Source organism: Paenibacillus sp. Dod16 (assembly GCF_049893405.1).
Taxonomy (GTDB): domain Bacteria; phylum Bacillota; class Bacilli; order Paenibacillales; family Paenibacillaceae; genus Paenibacillus_AQ.
Window position 1 is genome coordinate 314,292 of record NZ_JBNDYG010000003.1, and the last position, 12,527, is coordinate 326,818.

A 12,527-nucleotide genomic window follows, 5' to 3' on the forward strand; every position below is an offset into this window, starting at 1 on the left:
GGGCGCGCAGATCTTCCACTGCAGGTGAAATAAAAAAAAGAAGAAAGCCGCGGATCCACGAGATCGGCGGCTTCTTCTTGTTATCTATTATGAATTTTTCATATGATGTATTTTTAATATATTTTCTTTTATTTCACCGCATTCTCTTCCGCCATCAATTCCCGCGCATATTCGTTCAAATTGATGGATTGGCCGTGATTCAGCCTCGATTTCTCCGCTGCGAACGCAATCAGATGGCTCCGCACGGAGGCACTGGCCGACGTCAGGCTCTCCTGCCCGTTATAGCTCCGAACCTCCTTCAGGAAGCTCGCCACAATTCCGCTGTCGCCCCCGCCATGTCCGCTCGACTGCGAAGGAATCGTAATCTCCGTTTTCTGCCCGGTCAGGAAATCGTAAACCGTAATCTTGCCTTCCTCTCCCCGAAGCTCGCCGCGGGTGCCCATGATCTGAATTCTGCGCTCCTGTTCATACGTAAACCCGCACATGCTGAACATTGCAGTGGCGCCGCCTTCAAACTCCATGTTGACGACTTGATGATCAACCACATTGTTATCGCTCCGATATACGCAGCGGCCATAGTCCGTATCGCGAAGCCCCTGAATGATGTTCGGCTTGGTCAGCTCCTGGGTGAAATGCCCCGCCCATCCCTTGTACTGATCGCTCAAGTAAAACCGGGGGGCCGAATATGGACAGGTCGCTTCTACCTGGCAATCGAGGCAGCGGTCGGCCGAACCTTCGGGGGCCTGCTCCTCCCGGAAATGCATCAGGGAGCCAAACGAAGTGACCTGCGTGCAAGGCCGGTCCATCAGCCACGACAGCACATCCATATCATGACAGGATTTGGCCAGTATCATCGGGCTGGCCTTGTCGGAATGATTCCAGTTCCCCCGCACAAAGCTGTGCGCGATATGCCAGTATCCCACATTCTCGTTCAACTGGATCGAAGCCACCTCACCGATGGTCCCTTCCTGAATCACGCGTTTGATGGTACTCCAAAAAGGGGTATATCTCAGAACATGGCATATGGTCAGCAGCCGGTTGTTGCGAATGGCCGCCTGCTCCATCTCAAGACATTCCTTCGGTTCCGGAGACATCGGTTTCTCCAGAAGCACATGATACTGTTTCTCCAGCGCTTGCATGGTTGGGCCATAATGCATGCGATCCTGCGTGCAAATGACGGCGATATCGGCAAGCTTTGGCTCCGCCAGCAGCGGCTCCCATGATTCATAGCACTGTTCCGGCGGAATTCCGAACCTCTCGGCAAATCGGATGCGCCGCGCCGGATCGGCCTCGGCCACGGCCACGAAGGTCAACTCATGCGGGTAATCCAGGGCATAGGGGGCATACCCCCCGGCGCCGCGCGCGCCGGCCCCGATCAATATGGCTTTCAATTGTGTCATAACATGTCGCTCCTTTTAGGTTCTGTACACGTGTTTATTTGGTATATCGATCTGCCGCGGACTGGTAAATGGCCAGATAGCGCTCCGAGCCCATTTTTTGCAGGTTAGCTACATATTGGTCCCAGTTATCAAAGGACTCGTTCCCTGCTATGAATTTATCCCGCATTTCATCCACGTACGTGTGAATGTCGGTTTGGATACCGGTAAGCTCGGACTGCTCATCGGCCGTAAAATTAAACGGCGGCCAGACCTTGTCTTGTGGGATGACGTACGGCTCGGCTTTTTTTGCGTTCTCTACAGAAGTCGGCAGGCCTTCCGCTCCCTTGAAATACTTCTGGGTCACGAAGCCCGGATAATATCCGCCGGGCCATATCAGATACTGCCCAACCGCCTGGTCCAGATTGAGACCTTTCGGATTGTTCTTGATGTCGTCCACGTAATCCACATTGCCTTCTGCATCTTCCTTATACGTTTCGTCTTTCCAGCCCATGAAGAACATGCGGATGCCTTCGTCGCTGTAGAAGTAATCCATCCAGCGGATGAGCGCGGCCGGATTCTTCGCTTTATCGGTCAGGACAAACATCCCGATGTTCCCCAGCGGAGAGCCCGTGGCGCTGAACATCTGATCGCCGTGCGGCCCCTTCAATACCGGCAGCCCCACATAACCCTCCTGGTTGTAGATGGCGACCGGATCCACGTTATCAACAACGCCGAGTAGGCCTTCAACGCCTTTCGCGTCCACCTCCGTGCTCTTCACGGACATGATATCCTGCTCCAGCAGACCGTCCTTGTACAGCTTGTTCACGAATTGAAGCAGTTCCTTGTATCTTGGATCCGTCGGAATGAACCGGACCTTTCCGCTCGCCGGATCGGTATCCACGTTAATGTTCGAAGTTCCGTGATAATTGAGGCCGAACGAGCCGCGCAAATAGTTGACGATGCCGGCAGTCCCCACGCCGCCCCAGGCATATTCGTCCTTCTGGCCGTTGCCGTTCGGATCCTTCTCTTTGAACGCCTTCAACATATCGTAGAATTCATCCAGCGTTTGCGGCTCTTGGAGGCCAAGCTTGGTCAGCCACTCCGACTTCACCCACGGCGTTCCGTACAGCACGGACCGGAATTCAGGATCGTATATCGTCGGCAGCCCGTAAATGTTGCCGTCCGGCATTGTAATCCCCTTCTCGATGACCGGATACTTTTCCATAAGGGCTTTAAAATTCGGAGCGTGTTGGTCAATCAGGTCATTCAGCGGAATAAAAGCGCCTTGCTTGCCGTATTTCAGCAGGTCTGTCCTTGGAAATGCGGAAGCATAGAACATTTCCGGATAATCGCCGCCGGCCAGCAGCAAGTTCCGCTTTTCCGCCAAATTGTCTTTGTGCACCGTGTCCCACTGCACCTGAATATTGGTCATTTTCTCATATTCCTGCCACAGCCTGATGTTGTTCCAGTCGGCGTTGGCAAAGAACTTTCCGGCAAAACCGGTCACCGTCATCTTGTCGTCCACAATCGGAAAACCCGTTTCATTTATCGCGGATTTCCCTTCACTCGAAGGGTCCGATTGAGCCGTTCCTCCCGAGCCTTTCGAGCTGCAGCCCACCGCCAGCGATACCGACAACATGCAGGTCAACAGAAGACTTCCCCATTGCTTCAGCTTCATCCGTAATCCTCCCCTTTTCATGTTCCATCCATATTTCCATGCAAGGAATTATCCTTTGATGGCCCCAATCATCACGCCTTTGACAAAATATCGCTGCAGGAACGGATAGAGGGCCAGCACCGGAATATTCGCCACGACCAGCACCGCGTACTTAATGCCCTCCACTTCCCTCTGCTGCTTGATCGCCGATTCGGTCGACATTTTGACCATATCGTTCGTTTGTCCCTGAATCAGAATTTCGCGCAGGATGAGCTGCAGCGGAAATTTATCTTTATCCGATAAATACAGAAGTGCATTGAAGAACGCATTCCAATGACCGACCGCATAGAACAATATGGTCACTGCGATAATCGGCATGGACAGCGGCAGTATAATACGGGTCAGGATTTTAATGTTCGAGCATCCATCAATCGTCGCGGCCTCCTGCAGCTCGCCGGGTATGGACTGCTGAAAGAAGGTGCGCATAATGATGATGTTCCAGATGGATACGGCATTCGGGATAATCATGACCCAGAGCGTATTCAGCATGCCGAGGTTCTTGATCAGCAAATATGTAGGAATGAGTCCTCCGCTGAAAAACATCGTGAAGACCAGCAGCGCCATGATCGCATTTCGCCCGACAAAATCCTTCCGGGACAGCGGATAGGCGGCAAGGATGGTCATCGTGAGATTAATGAACGTGCCAAGCGACGTATATACCAGCGTGTTGGAAAAGCCGCTGATGATATCCTTGTTCTGAAAAATTTTTACGTAGGAATTCAGGTTAACGCCCTTGGGCCACAGCAGCATCTCGCCCCTCAGAACCGCCTGCGGGTCGCTAAACGATGCGCTGAGCACAAAAACCAGCGGGTACATGACAATGATGGTAACCAGGATCAGAATCGTATAATTGATAACATTAAAAATGCGGTCCCCTCTGGTTTCAATTTGCATGGTTCTTTCACTCCCCTCTTTACCAAAGACTGGTCTCGCTCACGCGCTTCGAAATAAAGTTCACAACAACCAGCAGGACAAAATTGATGATGGAATTAAACAATCCAATGGCAGCGGAGAAACTGTACTCGGCATTCTGGATCCCCATTCGGTAGACGTAGGTGGCTATAATGTCGGAGCTCTCCATATTCAGGTTGTTTTGCATCAGGAGCACCTTTTCGAACCCGATACCCATAATGCTGCCCATATTGAGGATCAAGAGGATGATGATCGTTGGCATGATGCCAGGGATGTTAATATGCCATATGCGCTGAAGCCTGGTTGCACCATCGACGCGCGCCGCTTCGTGCAGCTGGTTGTCAATGCCGGCAAGGGCAGCCAAATAAATAATGGAGCTCCAGCCCATGGTCTGCCATACATCCGACAGAACGTAAAGAGACTTAAACCAAGAGGGTTCAGTCATGAAATTGATCGGCTGACCGCCGAACATTTCAATAAAATGATTGATGATGCCGTAACGGGGCGACAGGAAAATCATCATCATCCCGACAACGACCACGGTAGAGAGAAAGTGAGGCGCATATGTGATGGTCTGCACGAATTTCTTGAACCGTTCAGCCCGAACCTCGTTCATGAGCAAAGCCAGAATAATCGGGATCGGAAAACCGACGGCAAGACTGTATAAACCGATGCCCAGCGTGTTCTTGATCAGGCGCCAGAAATAATAACTGTTGAAAAAGCGATCGAAGTGCTCAAAGCCGACCCACGGACTGCCCCATATCCCCTGCGTTGCTATAAAATCCTTAAAGGCGATCTGGATGCCGTACATCGGAACATACTGGAACAGGATGTAATAGGCGATGACCGGTGAAATCAGGGCATAAAGCTGCCAATTACGTAAGACGCGATTCCACAGTAAGCGCTTACGTTTCGTTTCGGGAACCACGGTTGCTGCGGAGTGCAGGGGCGTATTTGCCAATGAGCATCACCTCGTATGTATGGGATTGGATTAACCTCGTTTCACCAGCAAAGCGATTCTGACTTGCCATCAAAACATGGGTATCCGCTCAACCAGCGGATTAGTTCCTTTACATGCATCGAGCTTGAAAAGTACTCGTTACTGATTTCCCTCCTTTGCTATGCAATCCGTCATATGACTAAGCTACCACCGCCTCAGCTAGCCGTTTGTTAAAATACGGTTATTGCAACACCCCTATATGTTAGGTATAGTAACGCCAAATTAATTTATAAATAAGACCCGAGCAGGCGGGTGTTATTTCATTTACTTGGAGTATTTTTGGATATATTTTTGGATGATTACGAATTAAATTTGGATCCATACTGGTATATAAGGCACCATGCGAAGGGCCTATTTCATGAATGGGAGGAATTCTCTCTATTATCAAAACCTTTATATCACAAGAGATGAAAACGAAATTAATGACTAGAGTGAAGTTATGCGAAGAATCGTTTAGCAGTTACCAGGACCAGAAATATCATTCCAAACATTTGGTTGATTTTCACTCATGATAATATAGCAATATGGCATTGTCAAATACTTTTTTGGATTGTTTTGGCTAAAAAACCTCAATGTTTGGATGAAAAAGCACAAAAAACAGCTATCGGATTTCAAGCCGACAGCTGTTCAATAATCTTTATTTCATATTTATGTTAACTAATCGCACATAATGAGTTAGTTAAATGTATGTTCTGGTAAAACTTGAAGACTCCCGAACAATCAATGAGCATGGCAGCAATATTTTGGTTGCCACCTTGAAATGCCCGTCCAAATAATCCACGATTGATTTGGCAGCTACCCTGCCGATTTCGTACTTCGGCACGGAGACAGAGCTTAACGGGGGCGTTGTATACTGGGCCACATCAATGTTATCCATCCCCACGATCGCGATATCTTCCGGGATTCTGCCTTGATTCTCGACAACGGCACGCATCGCCGGAATGGCCAGCATGTCGCTGGCACAAAAAACAGCCGTTGGCCATTGCTCTTTGGGAAGGCCTCCGAGCAGCTCGGACAGCTTGCTGAAGCTTCGATCCACATTCCATCCGGTATTCATCAGCCACTCCTCGCGCACCTCCAGGTTGGCTTCCAGCATAGCGAATTTATATCCAACATACCGTTCTTCGCTCTCCATCTGCTTGGAATACGCAGGCCCCCCGATATAGGCGATTCGCGTGTGTCCCTGGTCAATCAGGTGGCTTACGGCTGCCCTCGCGGATGAAATCCGGTCACAGTCTACAACCGGTACGGTCAGCCGCTCATCATTCAAACTCACTCCCATGATGGCAACGCCGGCCTGCTGTATCAGTTCAAACAGCTCCTTGTCATACCAACTGACGGCTACAATCCCCTGAGCTCCTGTCTCCCTCAGCATGAGGCGTATTTTGTCCGCATCGGCGACTTCCTCGCATGTACGAACGATCGCCGGGGGCTGTCCGAGCTCCTCCATTTTTTTATGGAAACCGGCAAGAACCGTTGAGAAATACGGGTGGTCGTCCATCAGGTTTTGGGGAACGACGCAGACAACCCGCTTATCGGCTATGCCGTTATCATGTACGCTTTGGGATGACTCAGGCAGTTTATAACCAAGATCAAGCGCCGCCTGCCGGATTTTCTGCTTGGTATCCTCGCTGACCGGACGGCTTGCATCGTTGCTGATGGCACGCGAAACCGTAGATATGGATACCCCGACCCGTTCGGCAATATCTTTGAGCTTAGCCAATCGCATCTCCTCCTTCGCAAAATTTGGAACCAAATTTTCCGCCATCCATTGATCATAGCATAAACTTTCTGGTTTTGGGGCGTCAAATTGATGACTCTGATCGCTGAGAAGAAAGGAGATGTCTCATGGATTCTTTCGTTTACGAAAGTATGAAATGCTGCATTTTAAGCTATCCCACAGCACTGCGTCATCAGTGGTTATTCATTAAGCTTCCAATGGCGCGCGCCCCATGCTCTCCCGCTTTCCTAAACGGAAAAGTACAAACGACACGACCATGGCTATGGCAACGCCCCCGGCACCGATCCAGGTGATGGATGACAAGGACCATTGCTCAACGGCAACTCCTCCGATGCCTGCGCCAGCAGCCATGGCGAGCTGCATCACGGATTGGTTCAGGCCTAGCATGACCCCCGATGAATTCGGCTCCAGCTGAACGAGATTATACTGCTGTGTCGGACCGGAAGACCAGGCGGATAACGACCATATAACAAGAATTGCAAATACGGGGATGGCCGATACGGCTGCTTGAGTAAAAGTCAGAACGATTAACGCGAGAATATGCAGCATCATGCCCCCTGTTAATGTAAGCGGCACTCCCCATCGATCCGTACTGAATCCGCCGAACTTGGAGCCAATAAGGCTGGCAATGCCAAAGGCAAACAGCGCCGCACTAATCAGACCTTCGTTCAGACCGCTAACATGAAGAAGGTAAGGAGACAGGTACGTATAGGCAACGGAATACCCACCCAGCCAGAAGAAGGTGATCGCCAAACCGAGTGCGACTTTAGGCTTCTTGAGCAGTGCGAATTGCTGGAGCAGCGGTACGGGAGCATCTCCTTTGGTGTGGGGAATCGCCTTGTACAGCACGATCATGGAAACAACCCCCAGAATGGCAATGAAACCGAACACTGATTTCCATCCAAAAGCAGCAGCTACGACACGGCCGAGAGGGACGCCGATAATCAGGGAAGCTGTGAAGCCCATGACAACCGTAGCGATCGAACTCGCCTGTTTGCCCGCAGGCGCGATTTTGGCGGCGATCCCGAGTGCTGTTACAACGACCATCCCTGCGCCCACCGCCATAATAACCCGCGCAATGACAAACGGAATATACCCCGGAAGGGCAAATGACAGCAGATTTGCGATCACAAAAATACCCAATGAATAAACCAACAGCTTCCGTCTCTCCATTCTAGCGGTCAGTGCCATAAGAACGGGGGTTAAAATCGCGTAGACCAATGAGAAAATCGTGATCAGCTGACCGGCTGCGGTTATCGTAATTCCTAACGAATCCGCAATTTTATCCAAAACTCCCGATATAATATACTCCGATGTTCCTACTAAAAAACTAACGATTGCCAAAAAGTAAATTTTCCAAGCACCCGTCATGATTGTATTTCCACTCCTTTAATAATATTTATATATCACGATTTGTCGATATGTTAAACCAATAAAAAGACATATCGCAATATCTAGATGTGTAGTGCGAGACAATACTGAATATTTCCTTTTTTCTGAAGGAATCATTCAGTACCTGCTCTAAATCTCCTGCTTTAAATACTCTCCAATTTCTCGGATAGCCTCTTCATCCCGCTTATAATACGTAAATTTCCCAAGCCGCTCCGTCTTGATCAAACCCGCCCGATGCAGAATCGATAAATATTGCGATGCGGTGGACTGCGTCATATTCAATTTCTCGGTCACCTGGGTTACGCATACCCCGACTTTCCTCATATCAATCCCTTCGTGGGGTGTAAAATGTTGTTCCGGTTCCTTGAGCCACTGCAATATTTCAAGCCTTGATTCATTGGACAGCGCTTTAAAAACTTCGATTGGTTTCATACGTATCATTATATCGGGATTTATCGATATGTCAACCCGTTACCCTTACTGATCCTCCGTACGAATGCCATAGCGTTTTACGGCACTCGCGTAGAACCATTCGTTTGCCGTATCCAGCGCCGTCTCTTCGTCGATCCAGCCAGATAGGAGCCGCTCCCACAGAAACTCGGCAGCCAGCTTCTTCACAAGCAAAATCTTGCCGTAACTCCATTCCATGCATCGGGCATCCGAGACGATAATCGAGTTCTTGCTTGCCGGGAGTGCCTCCAGACGGTACTGCATGCTGTCCCGGTAGGTGCTCGCCCGGAAGTTGAACCACCACATGCCGCCGACATGAACGTTCGGGAAATTCCAGGCCGCCTGCACGGCATCGAGATTGTTCAGCTCCGATGCAAGTACAAGCTCAAATTCACATCGGTACGACTCAAACAAAGCCGTCAGCTTAAGAATCCGCTCTGTATCATTGGCAGGGAACGCCGTGCCGCACCATGATCTCTCTACTCCGAGAAACAGTTGAACGAGCAGGCCGTTCCGATCCGCAGCACCACATATGACGTGCAACAGCTCCATCAGAATGTCGTCTCGCCCGCTTGCCGGCCCAATCTCCTTACGGATGTGCGAACTCGACTCATACCGCGGCAGCGTTGTCATGATGCCCGGGAGGCCGGCTTCGCGAAATCCGTCAAGCAGCAGGTCAATCTCGCCTCCCACATCAAGTAAAGTCCTGGCAGGATCATTAGATTGCACGATGCGGTCAACCCATGGACCCAGCACTCCGTCAATCCGGGGGATCAGTACAGCATCATCCCGCATGCCTTGAAACGTTGCATGCTCCGGATGATTCACGACAAACCGGCGGATATTCATCCGGTCAGCCGTTTGCTGTGCCCAGCCCTCTTCGGTCGATGCGTGCCGTACGCGAACCATGGCTTCCCGCACCGAATGTTCATCCTTGATGGTGACTCCGTATAACTCACGCATAATGGAGGTAAATACCCAGTTCATCAGCGTGCTTCTCGTTGATCGATAGGCTTTTAGAAAAGCGGCAATTCGCTCCTCCTCCGGTAATTTATCCGCTTCATCCGGGTATCCTCCAGCTTGGAGCTCTCGGTAAAACCAGAAGTAATGGGCGATTTCCCAAAAATCCCTTGCACCGAGCCGGTCACCGATAAGGTGAGTATGGGTATCGAAGACCGGCAGCCCCATGATTCGCTCGAAGAATACGGCTTGTTTGCCGCTCATATCATGCAAGCTCATATGAACATCTCCCTCTCTTCATGAATCGGTTATTTCCGGTTTTCCGAGACGACAATGCCCTTCCCTTCGTTGTAACGGTCCGTGGCTTCCTTAATGATCTCAAGGCCGCCCTTCTTCTTGTATTCCTCAATCACTTTCGGCCAATCCGAGATCGGCTCTCTGCCATAAATCATCTTGATCATATGATCAAGAACGAGCTTAGGCCCCACGTCATCGCCTTGCGGCGCGGTATCCGGATATTTGGAATAAGCGTCCAATGCCGGGGAGAAGCGGATCGACCCCAGACCTTCCTTGAAGACCACCGTATCCATGAACTTGATCATATCCTGTCCGTCCTCGGTAAGCTCTTCCTTTGCCTTGTTGTATACCATATCGTGGACGAACCAGAACATGCTGCGGAAGCCGTCTTCATCCATCGCTTCCGGCGTGGATGGAGGCGTAAACTTGACCGCGCCGTTCTCCCGGGTGAACGTTTCGCCTTCAATGCCGAACGAGAAATATGTCTCTGCCTCCGGCGTCAGCATCCAGTCAAAAAACTTGATAATGCCGACGGCCTTCTCTTCTGAGACCTTGCTGTTAATATAGTAGGATGTATTGATGCTTGAATACAGCAGATGGCCTCCTGTGTTCTCCGGACCGCGCGGCGAAGCAATGATATCGACCTTGGCATCCGGCACGGCATTTTTCAACTTACCGCGGAATCCCGAGAGAAGCTGGGCATTGGCTGACCACATGCCGGATTTACCGCTCTCAATGTTTTTGCCATAATCACTCGAGGTCAGGGTCGCAAAATCCTTAGGAATCAGACCTTCATCGTACATGGTCTTATAGGTCTCGAGCGCCTTCGTCATATTGTCCACGTCGAAGAACTTGGGAACGACCTCCCCGTTCTGGTGTTCGTACTGTGATGGCAGCACGTCGAACGCTCCCAGAATCGTGTCCGCATATTTAAAGTTCTCCCGCATTTGATACGGGAACTCCACGCCTTCCTTTTTCATCGCACGCATCACGTCCAGAAATTCATCCACCGTCTTTGGAGCAGGGAGCCCTGTCTTCTCCAGCAGATCGGTCCGGATATACAGCCCTCTCCGGGACGGGTTGGACAGCCATGCCGGTATTCCGTAAATTTTGCCGTCATAGCTTGTCTCCTGCCAGGCTTCCTTCGGCACACTCTTCATCAAGTTCGGAGCATGCTCCTTCAGCAAATCGTCAAGCGGCATAAATACGCCTGCTTCTACGGAACCGGACATTCCCTTGCTTGTAGCCCCTCCCACGTTCTGAACGACGTCAGGAATATCATTGGAGGCAAACATTAAAGTCATTTTGCTGTCGAAGTCCTTCAGCGGAAGCATCGTCAGTTCAATATCCGTATTGGTCAGCTTCTCAAGCTCCTTCACCCATCTCTCTTCATTTACATCCTTCGAACGCTCGGCATGTTTGTTTCCGCTGGTTGCCATGGACATCGTGAAAGACAGCTTGCCATCAGCGGCAGCGCTTGATGAGCCGGAGGTTCCTCCATCCGCTTCCTTGGCACCATTACAGCCAACCGCTGTTACGGCGATTAGCGCACTCATCAAAACCAAACTCCATATTCTTCTCATCCATATCGCTTCCTTCCATAATTCTCACCTGAAAATCTAAAGCGCTTTCATAATAACATCCAATTCCCTTGCATTAACATGTACTTTCTTCTGATCGCATGTGTTTTCCTATGCTGGCCGTTCAAGGAGACATTGTGCTTAATAACCATTTGAATTATATTTAATTTACTGATTTAATAAAATAAGTTTACTTTGTTCAGCTTTCGTTATATACTCTCCTTGCAAGTGAGAATAGAGGGGGAATAAGACTATGAAGACCATTTTAATTACAGGCACATCCTCAGGAATCGGAAGAGGAACCGCACAGTATTTTTGGGAGCGAGGATGGAACGTTATCGCAACCATGCGTTCGCCGGAGAAGGAGATGGAATTCATTCAGCGAGAGCGTATGCTGGTCACAAGACTCGATGTTGTACGGAAGGAAACGATCGAAACATCCATCGCTGAAGGGATTCGGCAATTCGGTAAAATCGATGTGCTGCTGAACAATGCAGGCTACGCAGCCATTGGCGCATTTGAAGCCGCAACGGATGAACAGGTAAGAAAACAGTTTGATGTCAACGTATTTGGTGTCCTCCAGACAACCCAGGCTATACTCCCCCATTTCAGAATGAACGGCGAGGGAACTATCATCAATGTTTCATCCGTTGGCGGCAGAGTTGCCTTTCCTCTTCTGTCTTTGTATCATGCGAGCAAGTGGGCCATCGAAGGGTTCTCGGAGTCCTTGTTCTATGAGCTGGCTGCACAGAATATTAAGGTGAAAGTTGTAGAGCCCGGAAACGTTGCAACAGACTTTACCGGACGTTCATTGGATCTGCTGTCACACCCTTCGCTGAATGCTTATGCGGCCTATTCAGAAACGGTGCTGCAAAAACAAATGGCCAGCTTTGAAACCAACGTCTCCACACCGGAGTTAATTGCTGAAACCATTTACGAAGCGGCTACAGATACATCCTCCCGTTTCCGCTATTTATCCGGAACGGATGCTCATTTCTTGATGGATTTGCGAAGCAAAGCCTCGGAGGAGGAGTTTATGGCGGGGATCACGCAGCAGTTCAGCTGAAAATTAGAAACCACCAGCTCCCTTTTATTCGGA

The 12,527-nt window shown here is 50.1% G+C and carries 10 protein-coding genes; 1 reads left to right on the top strand and 9 read right to left on the bottom strand.

Annotated elements, in window-relative coordinates; genetic code table 11:
• Nucleotides 1–128: 128 nt before the first annotated feature.
• The 9 genes from ACPV3A_RS03450 to ACPV3A_RS03490 all read right to left on the bottom strand — a co-directional run bounded on the left by ACPV3A_RS03450 (nucleotide 129) and on the right by ACPV3A_RS03490 (nucleotide 11,431).
• Nucleotides 129–1,400: a Gfo/Idh/MocA family protein gene (locus ACPV3A_RS03450; RefSeq protein WP_216530335.1), complete on the bottom strand. Its 1,272-nt coding sequence runs from the start codon at nucleotides 1,398–1,400 to the stop codon at nucleotides 129–131.
• Between the two features lie 34 nt (nucleotides 1,401–1,434).
• Nucleotides 1,435–3,057 carry an extracellular solute-binding protein gene (locus ACPV3A_RS03455; RefSeq protein ID WP_426198162.1) on the bottom strand — a complete coding sequence of 541 codons (1,623 nt, stop codon included), beginning with the start codon at nucleotides 3,055–3,057 and terminating at the stop codon, nucleotides 1,435–1,437.
• A 48-nt stretch (nucleotides 3,058–3,105) separates the two neighbouring features.
• Entirely contained in the window at nucleotides 3,106–3,990 is an 885-nt protein-coding gene (locus tag ACPV3A_RS03460) for a carbohydrate ABC transporter permease (protein ID WP_071223266.1), read from the bottom strand.
• Between the two features lie 19 nt (nucleotides 3,991–4,009).
• On the bottom strand, nucleotides 4,010–4,969 hold the full coding sequence (locus ACPV3A_RS03465; protein ID WP_071223267.1) for an ABC transporter permease: 960 nt from the start codon (nucleotides 4,967–4,969) through the stop codon (nucleotides 4,010–4,012).
• 718 nt (nucleotides 4,970–5,687) lie between these two features.
• A complete protein-coding gene (locus ACPV3A_RS03470) occupies nucleotides 5,688–6,731 on the bottom strand; it encodes a LacI family DNA-binding transcriptional regulator (RefSeq protein ID WP_194544023.1) in 1,044 nt (347 codons plus the stop codon).
• 204 nt (nucleotides 6,732–6,935) lie between these two features.
• Nucleotides 6,936–8,120 (bottom strand): MFS transporter, encoded by a 1,185-nt coding sequence (locus ACPV3A_RS03475; protein ID WP_426198163.1) that lies wholly within the window; start codon nucleotides 8,118–8,120, stop codon nucleotides 6,936–6,938.
• A 150-nt stretch (nucleotides 8,121–8,270) separates the two neighbouring features.
• Nucleotides 8,271–8,573, bottom strand: a complete 303-nt coding sequence (locus ACPV3A_RS03480; protein WP_194544911.1) for an ArsR/SmtB family transcription factor — start codon at nucleotides 8,571–8,573, stop codon at nucleotides 8,271–8,273.
• A 45-nt stretch (nucleotides 8,574–8,618) separates the two neighbouring features.
• Nucleotides 8,619–9,830, bottom strand: coding sequence for a glucuronate isomerase (locus ACPV3A_RS03485; protein ID WP_426198164.1), 1,212 nt, complete (start codon nucleotides 9,828–9,830; stop codon nucleotides 8,619–8,621).
• A gap of 29 nt (nucleotides 9,831–9,859) precedes the next feature.
• On the bottom strand, nucleotides 9,860–11,431 hold the full coding sequence (locus tag ACPV3A_RS03490; RefSeq protein ID WP_194544026.1) for an extracellular solute-binding protein: 1,572 nt from the start codon (nucleotides 11,429–11,431) through the stop codon (nucleotides 9,860–9,862).
• A gap of 250 nt (nucleotides 11,432–11,681) precedes the next feature.
• On the opposite strand from ACPV3A_RS03490, the gene ACPV3A_RS03495 reads away from it, so the two are divergent.
• Nucleotides 11,682–12,494, top strand: coding sequence for an SDR family oxidoreductase (locus tag ACPV3A_RS03495; RefSeq protein WP_426198165.1), 813 nt, complete (start codon nucleotides 11,682–11,684; stop codon nucleotides 12,492–12,494).
• Nucleotides 12,495–12,527: the final 33 nt, after the last annotated feature.